Below are 24,068 nucleotides of genomic sequence, written 5' to 3' on the forward strand. Positions count from 1 at the left end.
CACCACCGGACTTGGTCGAGTTGAGCCGGCAGCTCGGAATCGCGCTAGAGACCGAGGATGCAACCGGGTAAATGCGAATCGCGATGGTGTCGGTGCAGGCCAGTCCGCTCACCGAAAACACGGGCCAGGGCGCTCATGTGGCCGAGCTGTGCGCGGGATTGAGTTCCGCCGGACACGAACTGACCGTCTACACGCGGCGCGAGGACTTCACGTCGCCCGACCGCGTCGGCGCCGAGGGTTACGACGTCGTGCACGTTTCCGCGGGACCTGCTCGCGTGCTCGCGGAGAAAGAGCTCTGGGCGCATCTCGGCGACTTCGCCGAGTTCCTCACCGGGCAGTGGCAGCAGCGCCGCCCGGACGTCGTGCACGCGCACCACTGGACGTCGGGCCTGGTCTCGATGATCAGCGCGCACCACCGTCAGATTCCGGTGGTGCACTCCTACCACGGGTTCGGCGAGTCCGACGTGGAGCAACGACGGGGCGCCGAGGCCCTCGTCGCACGCAGGGCGGCGTGGTTCACGGCGACGAGTTCGGCGGAGGTCGAGCGGCTGTGCCAGCTGGGTGTCCGCCGCGCCAAGGTGTCGGTGATCCCCAGCGGCGTGAACCCCGCCTTCTTCAGCCCGGACGGCCCGACCGAGTTCCACGACGGGCGGATGCGCATCGTCGTGGTCGGTGAACCGGGCCCTGGCACCAGCTCCGCGGCGATCGGAGCCGCGTTGTCCACTGTGGACAACGTCGAACTGGTCAGCACCGGGGCGGTTCCGCGCGCGAGGCGGGCGATGGTGCTGAGGTCGGCCGACATCGCCGTGTGCGCTCCGGACGCCGAGAAGTACGGCATCGCCGTGCTCGAGGCGATGGCCTGCGGTGTTCCCGTGGTGGCCACCTCCGTCGGCGCGCTGAGCGACATCGTCGTGCCGGAGGTGACAGGACTGCTGGTCCAGCCCCGGGACGCCCGGCGGCTGGCGCGGTCGTTGACGACGTTGCTCGCCGACGAGACACGGCGGGAGCAGTTCGGCATCGCCGCCCGCGACCGCGTTCTCGGCCGGTACTCGCGGCACCGGCTCGCGAAGGAAGCTGCCGGCGTGTACGAGCGCGTCTCCACCGGCCTGGGTTCCGCACGGGCGGTGACCCCGGCGCCGTGAAACCGAACGAGTGAGCGCAGTGCTGTTCCAGCACTCCCGGTGACGGAATCCGTGCCCGCTGTTCATTCGAAGAGTGAGCCTGTTCGTCGTCGCGCCGGGTAACCGCCGTTGGCCGGAGACAGCGATGGGAGTTCCACTTTGGACCACAAGCGGATAGGGCCCAGCCTGGGCAAACTCGCCGGGCTCTGCCTGCTGGCAGGCGTTCTGCTCGCCGGGCTCCTGTATCCCCCGGCGGCTGCGCTCGGTGCCCTCTCCAACAAGATCAGCGACCAGGTCGGGTCCACGCTCGCGCTCATGCTGAGCGACCACCCGCCGTTGATGACGACGGTGACGGACAGGAACGGCGCGCCGATCGCGTACCTCTACGACCAGTACCGGGTGCGAACGCCGCCGGAGAAGGTCTCGCCGCACATGAAGTCGGCCCTGCTCTCGATCGAGGACCGGCGCTTCTACGACCACAACGGCGTTGACTGGCTCGCCACGCTGCGCGCCGCGGCGCGCAACAACGCCAACGGCGCGGTCGAGCAGGGCGCGTCCACGCTGACGCAGCAGTACGTCAAGAACTACCTCGTGCACGTCCTCGCCCGCACCGACGAGAACGCCCAGCACGAGGCCCAGGCGCAGAGCATCACCCGGAAGCTCCGGGAGGCCCGCATCGCGGTCGGCCTGGAGATCGCGCTGAGCAAGGACGAGATCCTCGCGCGGTACCTCGACCTCGTCCCCTTCGGATCGACGATCTTCGGCGTCGCCGCGGCCTCGCAGGCGTACTTCGACACCACGCCGGACAGGCTGACCGTCGCGCAGGCCGCCACGCTCGCGGGCATGGTGAACAGCCCCACCGCGCTGGACCCGGAGACCAGGCCGGACAAGGCGGTCGAGCGCCGGAACCTCGTCATCGACGCGATGGTGGCGAACGAGAAGCTCTCGGCGTTGGAAGGCGCCAGGCACAAGGCCGCGCCGCTCGGGCTGAGCAGGCCCGTCCGCACGCTGCGGACCGGGTGCGTCGGCGCCGGACCGTCCTACGGGTTCTTCTGCTCGTTCCTCGTCGAGCACCTGACCGAGGCGGGCTTCGACCTGGAGGAGCTGAAGATCGGCGGCTACCGCGTCGAGACCACTTTGGACCCCGGGATCACCGCGCACGCCAAGCAGGCGGTCGAGGCGCAGGCACCGAAGGACACGCCGGGCGTGGCCAACACGATGGCGGTCGTGCGTCCGGGAAAGGACGCCCACGAGGTCGTGGCTCTGGTCGCGAACCGCGACTACGGCCTGAACAGCGCCAAGTTCCAGACGCAGTTCGACCTGCCGAGCGGGGTGGAGAACAAGTTCGGGACCGGGTCGGTCTACAAGATCTTCACCGCGGCGGCGGCACTGCAGAAGGGCTTCGGCATCGACACGGTGGTCGCCGCGCCCAACACCTACACCTCGAAGGTGTTCAAGGGCGGCTCGAAGTCGTGTCCGGCCACGGGTGAGCCGAACACGCACTGGTACTGCCTCGCCAACCACAACGACCGCTACCCGGCGCGAATGCCGTTGCGGCAAGCGCTTGCGACCTCGCCCAACACGGCGTTCGTCATCCTGGAGGAGCAGGCGGGCCTCGACGCGGTGGTGGACATGGCGTCCCGCCTCGGCATGCGCAGGACGATGGCGACGAACATCGCCGGCGTGGCCCCGACCCTCAAGGCGGCCAAGGACCTCCGCCTGACGCAGGCCGAGTTCTACTCCGGCAACGGCAACGCCTCGTTCACCCTCGGCCCCGCCCCGTCGAGCACGCTCGAACTCGCCAACGTCGCCGCGACGATCATGAGCGGCGGCGTCTGGTGCAAGCCGACCCCGATCCGCCGGGTGGTCGACAGGAACGGCCGCCAGGTCGACCTGGCGCGGCCCCCGTGCGAACAGGCGGTGCCCGAACCGCTCGCCAACGCACTCGCCGTGGGCCTCAGCGAGGACAGCAGGACCGGCAGCTCCGCGAACGCGGCGCTCAAGGCGGGCTGGAAGCGGCCGATGATGGGCAAGACCGGGACGACCGAGGAGTACAAGTCCGCGGCGTACGTCGGCGCGACTCCCGACTACGCGGGCGCCGTCCAGGTGTTCAACGACAGCACCTCCCCCAAGGGCATCTGCATCGGTGCGGGACCGCCGAGGCTGTGCGCGCAGGGCAACATCTACGGCGGCACCGTCCCGGCGGCGACCTGGTTCGAGACGATGGTGAAGGTCCACGCCGACCTGCCGGAGAAGCCCCTTCCCGAGGTCGAGGACCGCTACCGGCACGGCGACGCGCAGATGAAGGTCCCCGAGGTCGTCGGTTCCGGGGTCGACAAGGCGTCGGCCGTGCTCCAGCAAGCCGGCTACCAGGTGACCTCCGTGTCCGTCAGCGCGCCGCAGCCGCGCGGTGCGGTGGTGGCGCAGTCCGTGCGCGGATTGGCCGTGCGCGGCACCAAGGTGACCCTGTCGGTGAGCGCTGGGCCGCCGGCACCGCAGACCACCGAGCCGCCGCCGCTGGTGGCCGTGGCGACGTCGAGCCCGGCGCCACCGCCTACTCCGTGACCGCTTGTCTATCTAAGGAACCTGATATAAGGTTCCTTAGATAGGCAACGACTTGGAGTGACGATGACAGGCACCGCTCACACGGAAACCCACGCGCTCGACACCTCCGCCGGCGTGGTCGAACTGACCGTGCGGAACCGCGACGGCGACCGGCCGTTCCTGCTGCTGCACGGCGGTGGTGGTGTGGCGACGATGTCCGGTTTCGGCGACCTTCTCGCCGAGAGGACCAGTGCGCGGGTTCTCCTGCCGACGCATCCCGGGTTCGGCGGCACGCCCAGGCCGGAGGGGCTCACCAGCGTCATCGACCTGGCGCGGACCTACGTGGCGTTGCTGGACCTCCTGGACCTCACCGACGTGACCGTGGTCGGCAACTCCTTCGGTGGCTGGCTGGCCGCCGAGATCGCCCTGCTGGACAGCCCGCGCGTCAGCGGTGTGGTGATCGTCAACGGGATCGGCGTCGAGGTTCCCGGGCATCCCGTCACCGACGTGCGCGGTCTATCGCCCGCCGAGCTCGGCCGGCTGTCCTGGCACGATCCGAGCAAGGCCCCGGCGACTTCCGGCGGACCACGGCCGGACGTGGCGGCTCTGATCTCCTACACCGGAACTGCCATGTCCGATCCGACGCTCGTCTCACGGCTCGGGCGCGTGCAGGTTCCTGTTCGCGTGGTGTGGGGTGAGAGCGACGGGATCGTGGATCTGGAGTACGGCAAGGCTTTCGCGGCCGCGATCCCGACTTCGACGTTCACCGTGTTGCCTCGCAGCGGGCACCTGCCCCAGCTCGAATCGCCCGGGGAACTGCTCGGCGTGCTGCTCGACCGCTGAAGCCCTGTCCCGGGTCAGGCGGTCGGCCCCGCCGTGGACACGAGGACGTCGACCACGCGCTGCATCTGCGGCCAGTCGGCGACGTTCGAGGCGCCGTAGACGATGTAGTCCAGACCTGCTCGCCGCCAGTAACGCGCGAACGCGTGCCGTTGCACGCCTTCCGCCGTGTACAGGAACTCCCATTCCACTGCGGAGGTACTAGATGACACAGTGGTCAGTTTGAGCCGTTGGTAGCCGGTCTTCACACTGGCCTCGTTGGCCGCCACTGCGTCGTAGAGCGGCCGGGACTCCGAGGTGCTTGCCCCGTAACGGATGACGGCGCCCGGCGTGGCGGGGTCGTCGGCCTGGTGGTTGGTCGGCTGGCTGCCCGCGGCGACCGTCCAGTTCTGCGGGATGGAGACGAAGACGCCGTTCGGGCCTGTCACCTCGCGGTAGCCCGTCGGGGTGGCGCGGGAACTGGACACCGAAGTGGACGGACGAGTCGTCGTGTACCTCGCCGGCGGCGTCGTGGTCGTTCTGGCTTGGTCGTACCTATTCGACGTCACGGGGACTGGTGCGCCGACGACGTCCGATCCGGCCGAGGGCTGGTTCTCACCGCGGACGAAGCTCACGACCACCACGGCGGCGACGACCACGAACGACACGACCACGGCCACCACCACAGCCTTGCCCTGCAGCGGTTTTCGCGGCTCGGTCGGTGTCATGTAGGTGTTCACGGCCTGGCTGGGCGGTTCCGTCCAGGGCTGCTCGGCCGGGTACTCGTACACCGGCGCCGCCGGGCCCGGTGTGCCCGATGCCGGTACCGGTCCCCACAGCGGAACTCGCGGCGGGGCCGCGTCGTCCCTTGTCACACCGGTGTTCTCGGCGTCTTCCATGCCGGTCCGTCCTTCCCGAAACCACGGTCACCAGAAACAATCGCCACCACCTCGCGCGATGTTTCTCGTATGACGAGGACACCACGATGACCGCCGCGGGAAAGACGACGGACCAGGGCGTACCGGGCCGGGTGGCGGTCGGCACCGTCACCCGGTTCGGTCTCGTCCGCCAGGAACCACTTGCGAGAAGGAGAAGTGCGACTCTCGGCGCCTGGGGGTGCGCCGTGCTCGCCGTCGCCGAGGTGGCGCTCAGCCCGGTGGTGGGCGGTGTTCCGTTGCTGGCCAAAGCGGTTCTGGTCATCGCAGTGGTCACGGCGGTGACGTTCGCCGTGCACCGCTGGGTGCCGAAGCCCGGCAACGTCGACGTGCACCCGTTCTGGGTCAAGGAGGTGACGGGCGTCGAACACCCCTGTCGTGTCAGGGGTTCCCTGCCGCGCGGCCTGCCCGCGGAGGGCACCGGTGTCCAGGTGTACGGCCAGGCGGAGAAGTCCGGATCGGTGCTGGTGCGGGAGCTGATCACCGACGACGGCCAGGTGTACCGGGCCCGATTGCCGCTGCCGCACCGGATCGCGCGCGCCGTCGAGCTGCTGGACATCGCCCTGTGGGCGGGTGCGGTGCTGACTGTGGCGTGGTTGTTGGTGTCCTCTCCCTGAACGTTGCTCCGGTCGAGTGACGGTTCGGCGGAAGTTCCGGATGGAGTAATGGTTTTCCCGCCGCGTTCGATGAGACCGGCATCGAACGCGTGACGTCCTTGGTGGACATGAGGGAGCTGGTGGCGTGCCGAGGCCACTGATGAACAACAGATCCGACTCCGTCGCACAGCTCGGACGGACGACCGGCGCGACCGGCCGGGCGGGGACGAAGGTGCTCGGCGGGCGACGCTCAGCTCGTTATGTCCGTTCGCTGCAAGCCCTCGACGGCTCCGGCAAGGTCGCCACGGCCGACGTCAGCGAGATCGTCGACGCCGTGCACCGGGAGTTCGCCGACCAGTTCTGTTCCACACCACTGGGAATCGTCTCGCGCTGCTACCTCGGCGCACCGTACGAAGTGCACACCCTCGCGATGGACGGCTCCATCATCTCGCACTACCGCAACGGGGAACCGCTGCCGCACGGCATGGACCGCGCGCGATCCCTTGCGGAGTCCGAGACCTACCTCGCCATCGAGGTCTACCCGGACCGCCTGGTGTGCGTCCGCCCCGACGGCTCAACCGTTCTGCTGGAGAGTGACCGATGAACACCGTCCACGTCGACCTCAGCGGGGTCGAGAAGGCACTGAAACAGGTGTCGAGGAACCAGGAGGCGCTCGTCCAGCAGCAGGTCGCCCTGCACGGCGCCGTGTCCACTGTGCAGCGCAACCAGGACGCCACCCAGCAAGAACTCCTGGGTCTCAAGGCGCAGTTCGTCGAGTACGTCCGCCGCGACGAGCTGCGGCAGAACCTCCAGCTGGCGCAGGTCCAGATCCTGGAGGTGCGCGGGGAGCTCAACGACAAGTTCGGGAAGTTCGCCGAGGTGCGCGAACTCGCCACCGGCACGTTGCAGGCGCTCGACGCCGGCATCGTCTCGCAGGGCGCGATCCGCGACCTGTCCGAGGAACTGATGCTGCGCACCCCCGGTTACTGGCTCGCGCCCGCGCTCATCGCGGTCGCCGCCTGGATCAGGGACGAACCAGAGCTCGCGGCCAAGGCGATCGGCGAGGCGGTGCGCAGGGACAACGACAAGGCCTCGTTGTTCTTCGCCCTCGTGCTGCGCCGGCACCAGCGCGACCGGGCGACCGCCGCCTGGGTGCGGCAGTACGCGGCGCGGCAGGACCCGGCGAAGCTGTCGCCGGAGTTCGTTGTGGTGCTGGACGCCGTGTCGACCGGCACGTTCGGGCGCGAGGCGAAACCGATGCTGCTGGAACAGATGTCCGAGTGGTACGAGCGCCTGGGCCAGGACCAGGACACCGTGGACAGACAGGTCGAGCGCTGGGCGAAGATGATCGACACGATGCGCCGCCCGGTGGACGCGCGCTACCAGTTGCTGCCCTCGCTCAGCCCGACCTGGCCGCAGCTCAAGGAGATGTTCGAGGGCGCGACCGTGCACGGCGCGACGGAGGAGATGCTGCGCGCCACGTTCGACGCGCCCGTGCCGCAGAGCCACGACCTCCACGTGCGGGTGGACAACATCCTCGACGGGCTGGTGCGCGACTTCGACGCCGAGGAAGCCCCGTACCGCAAGAGGGAGGCGTGGTTGCAGGCCGTCGTGAACGCGGACGGCGACCACGACGTGGCGAAGAAGGTGATGGCGGCGGAGGATCCGCTGCACGAGCAGACGGTCGACTTCCTCACGCTGCTCAGCAACGCCGCGCTGCACGGCGACCGGGCGGGTGCCTCACCCGGCACCCAGCGGTTCACGCTGGCGCTGGCGCGCGACTGGCTGGTGCAGGGCGCGGGCAGGCTAGAGGCGGGCAACCTCGCCTCGATGCCGTCGCAGGTGGAGCTGCGCGCCGAGGGCTGGACCGGCTGGGTGGACGGCGGCACCGACGAGCAGCAGCTGGTCGGTTCGCTGTCCGAGCACATCGACCGGGAGACCGCGAAGGCAGTCAGCGAGGTGCGGATGAGCGGTGCGGCCCAGGCCGCGGCCGTCTTCGGTGGCCTGGCGCTCCTGGTCGCCTTGCTTTCGGCGATCGGCGGCGCCAGCGGGTTCGCGTTGTTCCTCCTGCTCGTGGCGGCGGCGATGGGCATCTGGGTCGCGTTCGACATCCGGGCGCTCCCCGCTCGCCGGGCGGAGATCCGGCGCAAGGGCGATCAACGACGCGTCGCCGCCGTGGTGCGGCTGCGCGGTGCGATCGCCGAGCTCGTGGACCTGCGCGGTGAGTGGCAGCGGGAGATCTCGAAGGCGCAGTCGCTGCGCACGTTCGCCGAGGGGCTCACCGCGACCTCCTTCGTCGCCACCGCACCCGACCAGCTGCGAGGAGCCTGATCATGCCCGGACCGGCCCACAGCCAGGACCAGACCGCACGCCTGCCGGTGACCGAGGCGCGGCACGCCGTCTCCGAACGGGACATCGCGCTGCAGCTGCCCGAGTGGGACCTCCTGCCGCCCGCGGAGTTCCTCGACCGCCACCGGAGGCGGTGACCGCGATGCGACACGCTCCAGGTCCGTACGCGGACTGGCGCGCGTGGCTCGACGCGTTCGCCGAAGGCGCGGACCAGCCCTCCGGCCACCTCGCGCCGATCGACGAGCAGCTCGGGCCGCACGTCCAGGAACGGTTGCTGCGGCACGTCTCCGAGGCGTTCGCACGACGGCAGCGCCGCTGGGCGGACGGGTTCCAGCGCGACCTCCGCTCGCTGCTCGGCGACCCCGGACGGGCGGTGCACGCGCTGGCGGCGGCGATGACGAGCGCCCGCACCCGGCTCGCGCCGTTGCGCCGGTTCTGCGAGCTTCCCGCGATGCCACCGGCGTTGCGCGACGAGCTCACGTCCGCACTGGACGAGACGGTGCGGTCCTCACAGCGCAGCCTCGAGGACTCGGTCCGGCACGCGCCGATCGAGCTGCAGGCGGTGGTGCGCGGGAACCGGCTCACGGCCGCGCCGGCACCGCCGTCCCCTCCCCCGGCACCGGGCAGGCAGAGCCCCGGCCGGCGAGTGATCATCTGAGCATCGGAGAACCACATGCCCAACGGAGCGGAGACCAAGGCCCGCGTCGAGTCGTACCTGCTCGCCCGGATCCCGTTCGTCTCCATCCGCACGGTCGAACGCGCCCGCGTGCTGGACGCGCTCGGCGAGCTGGCCCGCGAGAAGCAGCTCGACGTCCTGGTGCACACGCTGAGCCAGGGGTTGCGCGACCTGCGCACCAGGACCGTGATCAGTGACGACAAGTCGTTGCTGGGCGCGCTCGAGCTCGCCGGCGAGTGGTTCCAGTCGAGGTCGAACCTCACGATCGTCTTCACGGACGTGCAGCACCTGACCGACGACAACGACGTGTCGCGGCGGTTCGCCGACCTGGCCGCGCTCGCCGAGGAGCACGGCGGCTGCATCGTGATCATCACCTCCGACCCGGTGTGGAGCACGCTGCAGCGCATGGGCATGTCGGTGCGGCTCGACCTCCCCGACTTCGACGAGATGCACCTGGCGATCAGGGAGTTCCTCCGCCCGTACGCCACCGACATCCGCATCGAGTGGAGTCCGGCCGACTACGAGCAGGCGGCGTCGATCCTCGCGGGCGTCACGAAGACGGAGGCGCTGAACATCCTTGCCACGTTCGTGGTGAAGAAGGAGATCACCAAGGCCGACCTGGTGCAGCTCAGCAGGGCCAAGGACTCGATCTTCAGCGAGCTCTCCGGCATCGAACGCGTCGAGCTGCGCCCCGGGGAGTACGAGGTCGGCGGCCTCAGCGGGCTGCGGCAGTGGCTCGACCGCAAGCGCGACCTGCTCACCATGGACCTGCGCGACCGGGGCATCCGAGCGCCGCGCGGGGTGCTGCTGGTCGGCGTGCCGGGGTGCGGGAAGTCCCTGTCCGCCAAGACGATCGCGTCGGACTGGCAACTGCCCCTGTACCGCCTCGACATGGGGTCGGTGCTCGGCGCGTACGTCGGCCAGTCGGAGAAACGGCTGCGCGAGGCGCTCGCGACGGCGGACACCGTGGCGCCGTGCGTGCTGTGGATCGACGAGATCGAGAAGGGCCTCGCCGGGTCCGGCACCGACTCGACCGGGGTGACCACGCGCCTGGTCGGCCAGTTCCTCTACTGGCTGCAGGAGTCGCGGGCGAGGGTGTTCGTCGTCGCCACGGCGAACGACGTCCGCTCGCTGCCGCAGGAACTGCTGCGCAGCGGCCGTTTCGACGACATGTTCTTCGTCGACCTGCCCGAGCCCGACGAGCGGCGCGAGATCATCTCGATCTACCTGCGCAAGTACCTGCGGACGCCGGTCGATCCCGCCCTGGTCGACGAGCTGGTCCGGATGAGCGACGGGTTCGCCGGCTCCGACATCCAGTCGGCGGTGACCGAGATCTGCCACGAGGCGATCCGGATCGGCGACGACAACGTCGGCGAGGACTACTACCTGAGCTGCTTCCGCAACGTCGTGCCGCTGCTGCGGTCGGCCCCGGAGAAGGTCGAGGAGATCAGGCAGCTGCGCGACCGCGCCATCCCGGCGTCCGGCCGGACCCGTGCCGCGGTCGACCAGCCGGCCGCGCCCCGCCGGGTCGTGCTCGGCTGACCCCACCTGCCAGAAGGCGGCGGCGCTGCTCCCCCTCGGCATCGCCGCCACCTTCTCCCCCGGCTGTGGACCCCCGTCCACGACGAAGAGGCTGTCAGGGTGAACCTGAAGCGACGCTGAACGATCCTGAAACGGATTTCAGGACTCGATCACGGCGGATGCGGCAGGCTGCCCCCATGCGCGTGCTCGTGGTGGAAGACGACCCCCGTCTCGCCGACCTGCTCACCCGCGGCCTGACCGCCGAAGGGTTCGCCGTCGACGTGGAGCGCACCGGGACGGACGGGCTGTGGCGGGCGCGGGAGCACCCGTACGACGTGATCGTCCTCGACATCATGCTGCCCGGTCTCAACGGGTACCGGGTCTGCAAGGAGTTGCGGGACGCGGGGGTGTGGACGCCGATCCTGATGCTCACGGCGAAGGACGGGGAGTTCGACGAGGCCGAGGGGCTGGACACGGGTGCGGACGACTACCTGACCAAGCCGTTCTCCTACGTGGTGCTGGTGGCTCGGCTGCGGGCGCTGGGGCGGCGGTCGCGCACCGCGCAGCCGGTGTTGCTGCGGGCCGGTGACCTGGTGCTGGACCCGGTGAGCCGGGAGTGCCACCGGGGGACCACGCGGATCGACCTGAAGGCCAAGGAGTTCTCGGTGCTGAGCTTCCTGCTGCGGCACGCGGGGGAGGTCGTCACCAAGTCGGAGATCATCGACGGGGTGTGGGACTCGGCGCAGGACCCCGATCCCAACCTCGTCGAGGTCTACGTGAGCGCGTTGCGGCGCAAGATCGACGCGCCGTTCGACCGGCGGAGCATCACCACCGTGCGCGGTGTCGGGTATCGGTTGGTGGACCGGTGAAATCGTTGCAGGTGAAGGTGACGGTGCTGGCCACCGTGGTCACGGCGGTGCTGGTCGGACTGGCCGGGGTGCTGATGCTGGGGGCGCAACGCCAGCAGATCGTCGTCCAGGCCGAGAACAGCTCACGGGTGCACTACGTGTGCTCCGGCAGCGAGTGCGTCGTCCTGGACGACCGGAAGCTGCTCGACTCGCCGGGCGCGGTGATCCGGTACGCGACCACCGAGGTGCGCCCGGAGCTGACGCTGTCGCCGTTCGGGGAGTTCGGGTACGAGGTGGTCGGGGCCGGGCCGCGCCCCACCGAGGAGGCGGCCTGGACGATCACCACGCGGGCGCAGGCGGACCTGAACACCGCGGCGCTGGGCCTGCTCGGGGTGTTCGTCCTGATCACCTCGCTGGTGTCGGTCACGGTGCTGACCGCGGTCGGCCGGGTGCTGCGGCCGGTGGAGGCGATGCGGGCCGAGGTGGCCGAGATCAACGAGAACAACCTCACCCGGCGCGTGCCGGTGCCGTCCTCCGACAACGAGATCGCGCGGCTGGGCGCGACGCTGAACGAGACGCTCGACCGGATGCACCGCACCGTCGAGGACACCCGCAGGTTCGTCGCGGACGCCTCGCACGAGCTGCGCAGTCCCCTGGCCGCGCTGCGGGCCGAGCTCGAGATCGCGTTGTCGCACCCGCACATGGCGGACTGGCCCACGGTCGTGAAGATGGCGCTGGAGGACGCCGAACGGCTGCAGGAGCTGACCACGGACCTGTTGCTGCTGGCCAGGTTGGACGCCGACGCGCTGGACAGGCAGGACACCGTCGACCTCACCGCGGTGGTGCGGCGGGAGGTCTGCCGCCGGGGGATGGTCACGCTGGACGTCGAGGAGCACGTGCTCGTGCCCGGACGGCGCGCGCAGCTGTCCCGGTTGCTCGGCAACCTGCTGGACAACGCCGAACGCCACGCGGGCACCGAGGTGGTCGTGCGGCTGCGCGGCGGGGCCACCGCGACGCTCGAGGTCATCGACGACGGTCCCGGCATCCCCGAGGCCGACCGGGAACGCGTCTTCGACCGGTTCACCCGGCTCGACGAGGCCCGCACCCGTGCCGCGGGCGGCGCGGGACTCGGGCTCGCCATCGCCCGCCGCATCGCCGGACGGCACCACGGCACGCTCGAGGCCACCGACGCCGAGGGTTTCCGCGGCATCCGTTTCGTGGCAACGATCCCGACGGGCATCCCGCAGCCCAGGCAGGCCGCCGTCGTGGCGCAGCAGCGCATCGGCGACGAGGTCTGGCAGTTCCTCAACGGCTCGATCACCTCGACGCACGGCCACATCCCCGAACCGCGCCCCGTTCCCGATCCCGCGCTGGACTGGGACCTCATCTTCGGCGAGCACCAGCCCGCGCACCGGTGATCCGCCCCGCCAGCACCTCACCGGCCTCCGCCAGCCAGCGGGCGGGGTCGCGCATCGCCTGCCGCACGTCGCCGGCGAGGTCGGTGAGCGTCACGCAGTCGATCCCGCCGGGCACTTCGGTGGCGCGGGAGCCGACGACGAGGGCGACCTGTCCGGCGGACGCGATCGCGTTCCCGACGACCTTGCCCGACCAGCTCTGCTCGTCGAGCCGTCCCTCGCCGGTGATCAGCAGGTCCGCCCACTCGACCGCCGCGGGCAACCCCACGGCGTCGGCCACGTGCGGCGCGCCCGGCACCAGCCTCGCGCCCCAGGCGGTGGCGAGGCCGAACGCCGTGCCACCCGCGGCACCGCTGCCCGGCGCGTCACGGTGACCACCCAGCACGTCGGCCAGTCGCTCCAGCCGTGCTTCGAGCATCTCGACGTCGGCGCGACCGGCGCCCTTCTGCGGGCCGAACCGCCGTGCCGCACCGGAAGGGCCGAGCAGAGGGGTGTCGACGTCGACCAGGCACACGACGTCCGGTGCGGGCACCAGCGCCGAGAGGTCCGCCTCGACCACCAGGCCGCCGACCACCCGGAACACGGCGCCCAGTGCGGTCAGCGCGCCCACTCCCCCGTCCGTGGACGCCGAACCTCCCAGCGTGGCAACGATTCGCTCGACGCCGGGGTGGTCGGCGGCCTCGCGCAGCAGTTGACCGAAGCCGAAAGTGCCGGCGGTCAGCGGCGCTGGACTGTCCAGCAACGGAAGTCCTGACGCGGCAGCCAGTTCGACCACCGCAGTGCCGTCGGGCAACAACGCCCAGGCGGCGTCGTGAGGCCGGCCTATCGGGTCCTGCACCCGTGCCTGCACGAGGGTGCCGCCACGGGACATGAGTGCCGCGAGGGTGCCCTCGCCTCCGTCCGCGAGGGGGAGGCACCGGATCTCGTCGTCCGGTCGCACCGCGCGCCAGCCCGCGGCGATCGCCTCGGCCGCGGCCTTCGCGTCGATGGTGCCCTTGAACGAGTCGGGGGCGATCACGACCCGGAAGTCCGTCATCTCACCTCTTCCTGGAAAGCGCTTTCCAGCTACAGTGTGCTCCGCCAGGGGCACGCGGGTCTGGACCGCTCCCGTGCCTCTGGCCCTGGGGATCAGGTCCCGTTGATCAGCCGGATGGCGAGATCGGGGTTGAACGTCCCGGCGGGTGTGGCCGGCGCGATGCCGCAGGGGCCGTCCGACACACCGGGTGTCTTGACCCACAACAGCATCTCGGCACCGCCGCCCGTCTGGGCGGTGACGCCGAGCTTCGCGCCTGCCGGGTTGCACCAGCCGTCCGGATCGGAGTTGCGCCCGTTGGCGTTGCGGCTGGTGTCGATCACGAACGGCCTCGCGGTGCCCAGGAAGCTGTTCACCGCGTTGGCGTAGGTGACCGACCGGCTGGTCGTGTAGTAGTTGGACACGTTGACCGAGAACCCGCGGATGTTGGCCACACCGGCTTCGTTCAGCCGGTACGCCATCGTCGACGGGGTGCCCCAGCCGGCGTTGCCCGCGTCGAGGTAGGCGTAGGTGTTGGGCGCCTTGGCCTTGAGCTGCTCGGTGGCGTACCTCAGCAGCCCCGCCATCTCGTCGCGCTGGGCCTGGCCCAGGCACCCGTACGCGGCGAGCGCGTCGGGTTCGACGATCACGACCGCCGGTTTGGTCCCGATCCCGGCCGCGAAGCCCGAGATCCAGGTCCGGTAGGCCGCGGCGCTGCCCGCGCCGCCGCCCGAGTGCCCGCCGCAGGCGTCCCTGTTGGGGATGTTGTACGCGACGAGCACGGGCAGCTTGTCCTGCCCGTCCGCCGCACCGGCGTAGTTGGCGACCGTGGAGCCGATGTTGGCGTCGTTGCCGAACCAGCGCGCGATCGGCCTGGAGCCGATCGAGGACTGGATCCGCGCGGACCTGGAGTCACTCGGGTTGTTCCGTGCCCAGGTGGCGGGCACGGAGTTGGGGTTGACGTGGAAACCGCTCGTCAGGCTGATCGGACTGGCTGCTGTGGCAGGGGGTGCCGGTGACAGCAGCACGACCGCGCAGACCGCGACCGCGGAACGGACGATCCACCGCACTGTGGATCTCCTTTCTGACAGGGGACGTTCCTCTCACCCACCGCGGGCACGCCCGCGGTGGGAGTACCGGGGGTTCTACAGCAGGAAGATCAGCGGGTGTCGGCGAACGCCGAGACCCAGGCCAGCGCGGAGTTCCAGTTGATGGCGACCTCGTTGGTCGACCAGGACCCGAGCTCGTCGACGTAGCACTTGGCGGGTGCGCAGCCCGGCAGGTTCTGCTGGGCGACGGGGTCCTGCAGGCCCGAGTTGGGGCCACCGGCGAGCGACCCGGCGGGCGGGTTGGGCATCTTGGCGTCGACCTGGTTCGCCCAGTGCCGGTGGTGCTGGTTGCGGCTGGCCTTCTCGCCGTAGCCGCTGACGAACGACTGGTTGAGGCCGTTGCGGCCGAGCAGGTAGTCCATCGACTCCAGCACCGCGTCGCTGTACTTGCGGTTCAGGGTGGTGTCATAGGCCATCGCCATGATCATCGACGCGGTGAGCGTGGCGCTCGTCGAACCCCAGGCGTACTGGCCGTCCGCCGGCTTGGACGGGTTCGGGTAGCCCTGCGCCTTCAGGTCGCGCACGTGGCCGTCGGCGACGCCGATGACCCGCGAGCGGGCGGCGAACACGCGGTCGAGCGGGAACTTCAGCGGCAGTCGCATGATCGTCAGGTCGGCCAGCCCGCCGGTGTCCTTCCAGGAGAACCCGGCCGAGGTCAGCTTCGTGGTGATCCTGCCGAGGTACTCGCGCTTGCCGGTCGTCGCGTAGAGCTCGGCCGCGGCCCACGAGAACTCGTCGGTGACGTTCGTGTCGTCGTAGGCGCCACCACCGACGCTGTCCTCGTCCGGGGCGTACTTCGCCGGGTTGGCCACCGCCGCCTTCCACGCGGTCTCGGCCGCGACCAGGCACCTGTCGGAGAACGCGCGGTCCCAGATCTTGTAGACGCGGGCGCACTGGGCGCCGGCGGCGGCGAGGTTGAGCGTGGCGGCCGTCGACGGGGCGTGCAGGTAGCGCGGTTGCGGGTCGTTGGCCGGCAGCATCGGGTGCGCGGTCCAGGCGAGGTCGTGGATCTTGTGGTGGGCCATGCCCGCCAACGGTTTGCCGGCGGGGACCTGCATCTTCAGCAGGAACTCCACCTCCCAGCGCGCCTCGTCGAGCACGTCGGGGCGCTGGTTGTCCTGCTCCGGGATGGACAGCAGTCCGTCGCGGACGCCCTCGATGTCGAACGTGTGGAGCGAGCGCTCGTAGGTGTCCATCAGCTGCCACGCGGCGAGCGCGCCGTTGACGACGTACTTGCCGTGGTCGCCCGCGTCGTACCAGCCACCGCTCACGTCGAGGGAGTAGTCGCACTCCCCCGGCAGGCACGGCACCGAGACGTCGCCCTTGTTGGGCGCGACGCCGACGTGGCCCGCGGCGCGCGCGTAGGCGTCACCGACGTACTTCGCCTCGATCGGGGTGCCGCTGCGGTTGTGGTAGAAGTACGCCAGCGAGTCCCGTCGTAGCTGGTCATAGGGCTTGTCGGTGATGTCGAACGGGTAGCTGCCCTGGTCGCCGACGGTCAGGCTGTAACCGCTTCCAGTCTTCTTGTAGCTCGAGAAATCGGCGATGTGCACGTGGTCGCGCGTCATCGCGTCGGTGCCCTTGACCTGCGTCTTCCCGGTCCTGACGACCGCCCCGGCGCTGTCGCGCAGCTGCCAGTCGACGGGCGTGGTGGAGCTGTTCACGATCGAAGCGCGCTTGGCGCCCGCCGTCGGGTACGCGTACTGGTTGGTGCGCACCGGTGAGCCGTAGTCCCAGCCACCGCCGGGCGGGACGATGCCGCCGGTCAGCGAGACGTCGTCGACGCACAACGTGTACGGCTCCGCGGACACGCCACCGGCCTGGATCGCGACCTGACCACCGGTGCGGGTGGCCACAGTGGACGTTCCGGTGAACTCGAACGTCTTGGGAGTGCTGGTGAGCGCCGCCGGCTTGTTCAGCACGGTGGTGTTCGGCGCGACGCCGAGCGCGACCGCCGCGCGCACCGTGACGTTCTTCGTCGCGGTCGCGGTGAAGCGCAGCGTGTACGGCTGACCCGCTTCGAGCGGGACGTCGTTCTGGCCGATCATGGCCGTCCAGGGGTTCGCCGTGCCGCCGGGGATCTGCGCGCACAGCTTCCCGCCGACCACTGTGGACGGAGCGATGCCGCTGCTCCACCAAGGGGTCTTCACGCTGTCGAACTTGCCGTTGAGCACGCGTTCGTAGGGCTCGGCCGCGCTCGCGGGTGTCGCGATCGTGGCGATCAGCACGAACGGAAGGCCGGTTGCCACCAGCCTGGTTTTCACGGACATACCGGGGGCCTCTCGAAGTCGACTGTCTCCCGGCGCGACCGCAGCGTCGGAGCGAATGTTCACCCACGCGACCCCCGGTGTCAACGAGCGCGTGTCATCAAAATGTGATCGGCGCTACCTCTTCACATCTCGACGGCCTCCTGGTTACAGTCCTGTAAGCGCTCACAGTTTCCCCCGATCCGGATGAGCGCGCACCGGCCCGAGCCGCAGCGTCGCAGCAGGTGAACGGTGTTCCAGGGACCGTCAAAGCGATCACTTTCAGGTGTTAGCGCTTGCGGACCATCCGCCAACTGGAGGTTCTTCGATGGGTGTTCGACCGAGGCGCGCTCTGCTCGCCACGACTCTGCTCGGCTCGCTGGTGGTCGTGTCCGCGTGCGGCGGCGGTACCGCTGACTCCGCGTCGGGGGACGTCACGCTGATCGTCAAGACCTTCAGCCAGTTCGGCTACGACGAGCTGTACCGGGAGTACGAGGCGAGCCACCCCGGCATCAAGATCAAGGAGGAGAACATCGGCAAGCTCGGCGACTACACGCCGAAGCTGCAGCAGTGGCTCGCCACCGGCAAGGGCGCGGGCGACGTCGTCGCGATCGAGGAGGGCATCCTCTCGCAGTTCATGGCGAAGCCCGACCAGTTCGTGAACCTGCTCGACCACGGCGCCAAGGACGTCTCGGCGAACTTCCTGCCGTGGAAGTGGCAGCAGGCGTCCACATCGGACGGCAGCAAGGTGATCGGCCTCGGCACGGACGTCGGCGCGCAGGGCATGTGCTACCGCAAGGACCTGTTCGAGGCGGCGGGCCTGCCCACCGACCGCGAGGAGGTCGGCGAGCTCTGGCCCACGTGGGACAAGTACCTGGAGACCGGCAAGACGTTCAAGTCGAAGAAGCCCGACGTCGGTTTCTACGACTCGACCGGCAGCGTCTACCTGAACATGCTGATGCAGTCCGGTGACCACACCTACTACGACGCCACGAACAAGCTCGTGATCGACTCCAACGCCGCCGTCAGGACGACCTGGAACAAGTCGGTCGAGATGGTGAAGGCCGGTCTGTCGGCCGGCATCGAGCAGTGGAGCCCGCAGTGGAACGCCGGTTTCAAGAACGGCACGTTCGCCACGATCCCCTGCCCGTCCTGGATGCTCGGCACGATCGAGAAGCAGGCCGGCCCGGAGAACAAGGGCAAGTGGGACGTCACCCGCGTTCCCGGTGACGGCGCGGTGCGCGGCGGCTCGTTCCTCGCGGTGCCCACGCAGAGCACGCACCAGAAAGAAGCCGCGGAGCTCGCGAAGTTCCTGACCAGCGCCAAGGGCCAGACCGCGGCGTTCAAGGCGAAGAACAACTTCCCGTCGTCCCCGCAGGCCATCGACGACCCGGTGGTGCAGGACTTCAAGAACCCGTACTTCAACGACGCGCCCGTCGGCAGGATCTTCGGCGAGAGCGTCAAGGCGCTCAAGCCGGTCTACCTCGGCCCGGACAACAACGCCATCGGTGACCGCGTCGGCAACGCGCTGCTCGCCGTGGAGCAGGGCAAGCTCCAGCCCGACGAGGCCTGGGCCAAGGCCGTCGACGACGCCAAGCGCCTCGCCAAGTGATGGTGACGGACCTGCGGCCGAGTCCGGCCACGAGCACCGCGGCTGCCGGGAGCACACCACCCCGGCAGCCGCGGTCCGGCTGGCGCGACCGGATCTCCCGCGTCGAGGTGCGGTGGTCGCCGTACCTGTTCATCGCGCCGTTCTTCGTGATCTTCGCGGTGTTCGGCCTGTTCCCGCTGATCTACACGGCCTGGGTGTCCCTGCACGACTGGGACATCACCGGCGCCGGCGCGTTCGTCGGCTTCGACAACTACGTCGCGTTGTTCGGCGACCCGGACTTCTGGAACTCGGTCTTCAACACGCTGGGCATGCTGGTGCTCGCCACCGTGCCGCAGCTGCTGATGGCGCTGGTGCTCGCGAGCCTGCTCAACCAGAAGCTGCGCGGGGTCACGTTCCTGCGGATGGGCGTGCTGCTGCCGATCGTCACCTCCGTCGCCGCCGTCGGCATCGTGTTCAGCCAGATCTTCGACCGCGACGCAGGCATGGTGAACGGCCTGCTGGGCCTGGTGAACGTGGACGCGGTGGACTGGCGCGCCGACAAGTGGTCGTCGTGGACGGCGATCGCCACGATGGTCAACTGGCGGTGGACCGGCTACAACGCGTTGATCTACCTGGCGGCGATGCAGGCCATCCCGAAGGACCTGTACGAGGCGGCCACTGTGGACGGTGCGGGCAAGGTCCGGCAGTTCTGGAGCATCACGGTCCCGAACATCCGGCCCGCGATCGTCTTCACCGTCATCATGTCCACCATCGCGGGCATGCAGCTCTTCACCGAGCCGCTGATCTTCGGCCAGGGCGGTTTCGCGATCTCCGGCGGCAGCCTGCGGCAGTTCCAGACGGTGTCGATGTACATGTTCGAGAAGGCGTTCCGGGACTTCGACTACGGCTACGGCTCGGCGGTCGCGTGGATGATCTTCCTGCTGATCACGGTGCTCGGCGTCGTCAACTTCCTGATCACGCGGAGGTCCCGCTGATGCGCAAGACCCAGCCCCTCCTGTACGCCACGCTCCTCGTGGGCATCGCCCTGTCGGCGTTCCCGCTGTACTGGCTGTTCGTCGTCGCGACCCGCTCCAACAACGTCGTCGGCGACTGGCCGCCACCGCTCGCGCCCGGCCCGAACCTGTGGGACAACCTCGGCAGGCTGTTCGCCGCCGAGGACGCGAACTTCCTGCTGGGCATGTGGAACTCGCTGCTGACGTCGGCGGTCGTCACGGTGTCGGTGGTGTTCTTCTCGTCGCTGGCCGGTTTCGCGTTCGCCAAGCTGAAGTTCCGCGGCCGCAACGGACTGCTGCTCGTCATCCTCGCGACCATGATGATCCCCGTGCAGATGGGCATCATCCCGCTGTACATGATCATGGTCGAGCTGGGCTGGCAGAACCGCATGGAGGCGATCGTCGTGCCGGCGCTGGTGTCGGCGTTCGGCGTGTTCCTCATGCGCCAGTACGCCGAGCAGGCCGTGCCCGACGAGCTCGTCGAGGCCGCGCGGATCGACGGCTGCGGCACGTTCCGGATCTTCTGGTCGATCGTGCTGCCCGCGTTGCGCCCCGGGGCCGCGGTGCTCGCGCTGACGACGTTCATGGGGACCTGGAACGAGTTCCTGTGGCCGCTGGCCGTGCTCGAGGCGGACAACCCGACCGTCCAGTTCTCGCTGTCACAGCTCTCGACCACCTACTACACCGACTACACGCTCATGTTCACCGGAGCGCTGGTCGCCACCGTTCCGCTGCTGCTCGTGTTCATCGCGTTCGGTCGCCAGATCATCGGCGGCATCATGGAAGGGGCGGTCAAGGCATGACGACGTTCGAACCCGGTTTCCTCTGGGGTGCGGCCACTTCCAGCTACCAGATCGAGGGCGCGACGGCCGAGGACGGACGTCTTCCGTCCATCTGGGACACGTTCTGCGCGACGCCGGGCAAGGTGGACGGCGGTGACACCGGCGCCGTCGCGGCCGACCACTACCACCGCTACCCCGAGGACGTCGCGATCATGCGCTCCCTCGGCCTCGGCGCCTACCGGTTCTCCGTCGCCTGGCCGCGGGTGCAGCCGCTCGGTTCCGGCGCGGTCAACGAGCGCGGCCTCGACTTCTACCGGCGACTCGTGGACACGTTGCTGGACAACGGGATCGAGCCGTGGCCGACGCTCTACCACTGGGACCTGCCACAACCGCTGGAGGACGCCGGCGGCTGGCCGGAACGCGACACCGCGCTGCGGTTCGCCGAGTACGCGGCGATCGTGCACGAGGCGCTGTCGGACCGCGTGACGCACTGGACGACCCTGAACGAACCGTGGTGCTCGGCCTTCCTCGGTTACGCCACCGGCCGGCACGCCCCCGGCCGCCAGGACCCGGCCGCGTCGATCCGCGCCACCCACCACCTGTTGCTGGGCCACGGACTCGCGGCGGGGGCGATGCCCGGCTCCCGCGTCGGCATCACGCTGAACCTGACCTGCGTGACGCCGGGGTCGGGCTCCGCGGCGGACCTCGACGCCGCCCGCCGGATCGACGGCATGCAGAACCGGCTGTTCCTCGACCCGGTGCTGCTCGCCGAGTACCCGGACGACGTCGTGCGCGACCTCGAGCCCGTCACGGACTTCGGTTTCGTGCAGGAGGACGACCTCAAGACCATCGCCGCGCCGATCGACTTCCTCGGCGTGAACTACTACTCCCCCATGCTCGTCGGCCACGGCACTCAGGCTGGCCCGTCCGCCTACGTCGGTTCGGAGCACGTCGAGCACCTCGACGGCGGCCGGGACCGCACGTCCATCGGCTGGGAGATCGACGCGCGCGGCCTGCTGGACCTGTTGGTGCGGCTGGAGCACGACTACCCCGCGATCCCGCTGTACGTCACCGAGAACGGTGCCGCGTTCGACGACGAGGTCCACGACACCGGTCGCGTCGCCTACCTGGACGGGCACGTGCGGGCGTGCGCGGAGGCCGTGTCGCGGGGCGTGCCGCTGAGGGGCTACTTCGCCTGGTCGTTGCTCGACAACTTCGAGTGGTCCTTCGGCTACGCCCAGCGGTTCGGCCTCGTGCACGTCGACTACACGACCCAGCGCCGCACGCTCAAGGACAGCGCCCGCTGGTACGCGGACGTGATTGCGCGGCACGGTCTGTGAGCGCTTACAGCATTGATAGGCTGCGGTCATGACCACGCGACCGCCCACCCTGGAGGAGGTGGCGCAGCGTGCCGGTGTCTCGACGGGCACGGTGTCGCGCGTCATCAACAACGCCCGCCACGTGAGCGACAAGTCGCGCAGGGCGGTCGAGAAGGCCATCGCGGAGCTCGGCTACGTCCCGAACACCGCCGCCCGCTCCCTCGCCACTCAGCGCCGCGGCGCGGTCGTGCTCGCGATCTCGAGCGACGACCCGGCGTTGTTCGCGAACCTGTTCTTCGCCGAGGTGATCACCGGGGTCAACGCGGTGATCGAGGAGACCGACCTGCAGCTGATGCTGGTCCTCGCCGCCTCGGAACGCGGCCGCTCGCGGTTCGGCAAGATCCTGCAGTCCCGCAGCGCCGACGGCGTGATGCTGCTGGCGCTCAAGGAGAACGACCCGCTGTCCACAATGGCCGAGGACAGCGGCCTGCCCACCGTGCACGGCGGCCGGTCCCTCGACCGCACGCCGCAGTGGTACGTCGACGCGGACAACCGGGGCGGCGCCCGCACGGCCGTCGAGCACCTGATCGCCGCAGGCCGCCGGAACATCGCCACGATCACCGGCGAACTGGACACCCACGCCGGCCAGGGCCGCTACATGGGGTACCGCGAGGCCGTCGTGCTCGCGGGCCTGAGCGACCAGCGGGTGGCGCACGGCGACTTCAGCGAGGCCAGCGGCGCCGCCGGCATGAAGCTCCTGCTGGACGACCACCCGGACCTGGACGCGGTGTTCGCGGCGTCCGACGCGATGGCGATCGGCGCGCTGGACGTGTTGCGGGAGAACGGCAAACGCGTGCCCGAGGACGTGGCGGTCGTCGGGTTCAACGACGTCGTCACGGCGCGGAACACGCAACCCGCGCTCACGACGGTCCGGCAGCCGATCGAGGCGATGGGCCGGGAGATGACGCGGATGCTCGTCCGGTTGCTGAACGGGGAGCAGCCGACGTCGCTGATACTGCCGACCGAACTGGTGCTGCGCGCCTCGACCTGAGGAGCAGTCACCTGGGCAGGGGCAGGACCCGCGACAACGTGGGCACCGTGGCCCCGGCCACGACGGCGTGCATCAGGATCAGCGCGATCGAGTTCACCACGGACGCGCCGCCCGCGAGGATGCCCAGGTCCGGGATCCACGAGACCACCACGACGACGGGCACCAGCACGCGCAGCACCTTCCTCGGGTTGCCGGCGAAGCGGCGCACGAGGTACCAGCCGAGCGTGCCGAGGGCGATGCCGATCACGGTGGCCGGCGCGTACTCCGCGATGGCGAGGCCCATGCGTTCGGTGCCCTCGGGGATGAACTTGCCCGCGACCAGGGCGATCAGCGCGTTGACCGCGATCGAGACCACCGCCGCGCCGAGGAGGCCGACGACGACCTCCGCGGCGCTGGGGGCGAGGACGGAGGAGCGTGCGGGGAGGCTGGTGTCGGCCATGGGCCCTGTCCTTAGGTAGGCTAATTGCAAGCGGTCACTTGCAATTACGGTAGCCAGTCCGGTCCCGTGAATGCAAGTGTTCGCTTGCATTCACGGCTGATCGAGGAGGACGAGTGGCTGGTCGGGTGTCCGACGAGGTGGTGTTCGGCGCGGTCCTGGCCGTGATCGCCGAGCAGGGGTACGAACGGGCGACCACCCGCGCGATCGCCGACGCCGCCGGGATCAACGAGGCGACGCTGTTCCGCCGCTTCACCTCGAAGCAGAACCTGTTGCGGCAGGCCGTGCGCAGCAACTTCACGGGGTTCGCGCTCGACCTGGACGCGCCGGGCGACGACGTGGAGGCGGACCTGCTCACGATCGTGAGCTACTACGCGCGCCTCTACGAGACGCGCGGTGGCGTGGTGCTGACGCTGATGCGGGAGGCGAAGTTCAGCCCGGAGGTGGCGTCGGTGCTCGCCGAGCCGGAGTCGCTGCTGGAGCGCGTGGACGAGGTCATCCTGCACCACCAGCGGCGGGGCGCCCTCGTCGTGGAGCCGCCGCGGCACACGTTCTTCGCGTTGGTCGGCCCGCTGATGATGCGGTCCTTCGCCCGGCGGGTCGACAAGCGGGCCACGCAGGCGCCCGCCGATCCCGCGGCCGTGGTGCGGCGATTCCTGCACGGACACCGGGCCTGACCCCGTTT

22 protein-coding genes are annotated in these 24,068 nt (G+C 69.7%); 17 read left to right on the forward strand and 5 right to left on the reverse strand.

Annotated features, from left to right (window positions below):
- Positions 1-71 precede the first annotated feature (71 nt).
- From IE307_RS21430 to IE307_RS21440, 3 genes are all read left to right on the forward strand, one after another.
- Entirely contained in the window at positions 72-1,142 is a 1,071-nt protein-coding gene (locus IE307_RS21430) for a glycosyltransferase (RefSeq protein ID WP_191300289.1), read from the forward strand.
- Between the two features lie 138 nt (positions 1,143-1,280).
- Positions 1,281-3,686: a transglycosylase domain-containing protein gene (locus IE307_RS21435; protein WP_191300292.1), complete on the forward strand. Its 2,406-nt coding sequence runs from the start codon at positions 1,281-1,283 to the stop codon at positions 3,684-3,686.
- Between the two features lie 63 nt (positions 3,687-3,749).
- Positions 3,750-4,508 (forward strand): alpha/beta fold hydrolase, encoded by a 759-nt coding sequence (locus IE307_RS21440; protein ID WP_191300293.1) that lies wholly within the window; start codon positions 3,750-3,752, stop codon positions 4,506-4,508.
- A gap of 14 nt (positions 4,509-4,522) precedes the next feature.
- On the opposite strand, the gene IE307_RS21445 is transcribed toward IE307_RS21440, so the two are convergent.
- Positions 4,523-5,383: a hypothetical protein gene (locus tag IE307_RS21445; RefSeq protein ID WP_191300294.1), complete on the reverse strand. Its 861-nt coding sequence runs from the start codon at positions 5,381-5,383 to the stop codon at positions 4,523-4,525.
- 86 nt (positions 5,384-5,469) lie between these two features.
- Between IE307_RS21445 and IE307_RS21450 the strand changes: the two genes are divergently transcribed.
- The 8 genes from IE307_RS21450 to IE307_RS21485 all read left to right on the forward strand — a co-directional run bounded on the left by IE307_RS21450 (position 5,470) and on the right by IE307_RS21485 (position 12,827).
- Positions 5,470-6,036, forward strand: a complete 567-nt coding sequence (locus tag IE307_RS21450) for a hypothetical protein (protein WP_191300295.1) — start codon at positions 5,470-5,472, stop codon at positions 6,034-6,036.
- Between the two features lie 124 nt (positions 6,037-6,160).
- Positions 6,161-6,619, forward strand: a complete 459-nt coding sequence (locus IE307_RS21455; protein ID WP_229904937.1) for a hypothetical protein — start codon at positions 6,161-6,163, stop codon at positions 6,617-6,619.
- Complete coding sequence (locus tag IE307_RS21460; RefSeq protein ID WP_191300296.1) at positions 6,616-8,346, forward strand: hypothetical protein; 1,731 nt, start codon at positions 6,616-6,618, stop codon at positions 8,344-8,346. Before IE307_RS21455 ends, IE307_RS21460 begins: the two co-directional genes overlap by 4 nt.
- Positions 8,347-8,348: 2 nt before the next feature.
- A complete protein-coding gene (locus IE307_RS21465; RefSeq protein ID WP_191300297.1) occupies positions 8,349-8,501 on the forward strand; it encodes a hypothetical protein in 153 nt (50 codons plus the stop codon).
- 5 nt (positions 8,502-8,506) lie between these two features.
- On the forward strand, positions 8,507-9,022 hold the full coding sequence (locus tag IE307_RS21470; protein WP_191300298.1) for a hypothetical protein: 516 nt from the start codon (positions 8,507-8,509) through the stop codon (positions 9,020-9,022).
- A 15-nt stretch (positions 9,023-9,037) separates the two neighbouring features.
- Positions 9,038-10,582 (forward strand): AAA family ATPase, encoded by a 1,545-nt coding sequence (locus tag IE307_RS21475; protein ID WP_191300300.1) that lies wholly within the window; start codon positions 9,038-9,040, stop codon positions 10,580-10,582.
- A gap of 176 nt (positions 10,583-10,758) precedes the next feature.
- Positions 10,759-11,430 (forward strand): response regulator transcription factor, encoded by a 672-nt coding sequence (locus tag IE307_RS21480; RefSeq protein ID WP_191300301.1) that lies wholly within the window; start codon positions 10,759-10,761, stop codon positions 11,428-11,430.
- On the forward strand, positions 11,427-12,827 hold the full coding sequence (locus IE307_RS21485; RefSeq protein WP_229904938.1) for a sensor histidine kinase: 1,401 nt from the start codon (positions 11,427-11,429) through the stop codon (positions 12,825-12,827). Before IE307_RS21480 ends, IE307_RS21485 begins: the two co-directional genes overlap by 4 nt.
- Here IE307_RS21485 and IE307_RS21490 read toward each other — a convergent pair.
- The 3 genes from IE307_RS21490 to IE307_RS21500 form a co-directional block, all read right to left on the reverse strand.
- Positions 12,793-13,860 (reverse strand): glycerate kinase, encoded by a 1,068-nt coding sequence (locus IE307_RS21490; protein WP_191300303.1) that lies wholly within the window; start codon positions 13,858-13,860, stop codon positions 12,793-12,795. The genes IE307_RS21485 and IE307_RS21490 overlap by 35 nt on opposite strands.
- A gap of 92 nt (positions 13,861-13,952) precedes the next feature.
- Positions 13,953-14,906, reverse strand: coding sequence for a glycoside hydrolase family 6 protein (locus tag IE307_RS21495; RefSeq protein WP_229904939.1), 954 nt, complete (start codon positions 14,904-14,906; stop codon positions 13,953-13,955).
- Positions 14,907-14,995: 89 nt separating this feature from the next.
- Positions 14,996-17,194 carry a glycoside hydrolase family 9 protein gene (locus IE307_RS21500; RefSeq protein WP_229904940.1) on the reverse strand — a complete coding sequence of 733 codons (2,199 nt, stop codon included), beginning with the start codon at positions 17,192-17,194 and terminating at the stop codon, positions 14,996-14,998.
- Between the two features lie 325 nt (positions 17,195-17,519).
- Here IE307_RS21500 and IE307_RS21505 point away from each other — a divergent pair, with 325 nt between their 5' ends.
- From IE307_RS21505 to IE307_RS21525, 5 genes are read left to right on the forward strand one after another with little or no spacing between them, the layout of a single operon-like run.
- Positions 17,520-18,803: an ABC transporter substrate-binding protein gene (locus IE307_RS21505; protein ID WP_191300307.1), complete on the forward strand. Its 1,284-nt coding sequence runs from the start codon at positions 17,520-17,522 to the stop codon at positions 18,801-18,803.
- Complete coding sequence (locus IE307_RS21510) at positions 18,803-19,777, forward strand: carbohydrate ABC transporter permease (RefSeq protein WP_191300848.1); 975 nt, start codon at positions 18,803-18,805, stop codon at positions 19,775-19,777. The genes IE307_RS21505 and IE307_RS21510 overlap by 1 nt, the downstream gene beginning before the upstream one ends.
- Entirely contained in the window at positions 19,777-20,598 is an 822-nt protein-coding gene (locus tag IE307_RS21515) for a carbohydrate ABC transporter permease (RefSeq protein WP_191300309.1), read from the forward strand. The genes IE307_RS21510 and IE307_RS21515 overlap by 1 nt, the downstream gene beginning before the upstream one ends.
- Positions 20,595-21,917: a GH1 family beta-glucosidase gene (locus tag IE307_RS21520; RefSeq protein WP_191300311.1), complete on the forward strand. Its 1,323-nt coding sequence runs from the start codon at positions 20,595-20,597 to the stop codon at positions 21,915-21,917. Before IE307_RS21515 ends, IE307_RS21520 begins: the two co-directional genes overlap by 4 nt.
- A 28-nt stretch (positions 21,918-21,945) precedes the next feature.
- Entirely contained in the window at positions 21,946-22,947 is a 1,002-nt protein-coding gene (locus tag IE307_RS21525; protein WP_191300314.1) for a LacI family DNA-binding transcriptional regulator, read from the forward strand.
- Between the two features lie 7 nt (positions 22,948-22,954).
- Here the strand turns inward: IE307_RS21525 and IE307_RS21530 are convergent, their stop codons facing one another.
- On the reverse strand, positions 22,955-23,386 hold the full coding sequence (locus tag IE307_RS21530; RefSeq protein ID WP_191300316.1) for a DUF6069 family protein: 432 nt from the start codon (positions 23,384-23,386) through the stop codon (positions 22,955-22,957).
- Between the two features lie 113 nt (positions 23,387-23,499).
- Between IE307_RS21530 and IE307_RS21535 the strand changes: the two genes are divergently transcribed.
- Entirely contained in the window at positions 23,500-24,060 is a 561-nt protein-coding gene (locus IE307_RS21535) for a TetR/AcrR family transcriptional regulator (protein ID WP_191300318.1), read from the forward strand.
- Positions 24,061-24,068: the final 8 nt, after the last annotated feature.

It is taken from the genome of Lentzea cavernae (assembly GCF_014653695.1).
Taxonomy (GTDB): Bacteria; Actinomycetota; Actinomycetes; order Mycobacteriales; family Pseudonocardiaceae; genus Lentzea; species Lentzea cavernae.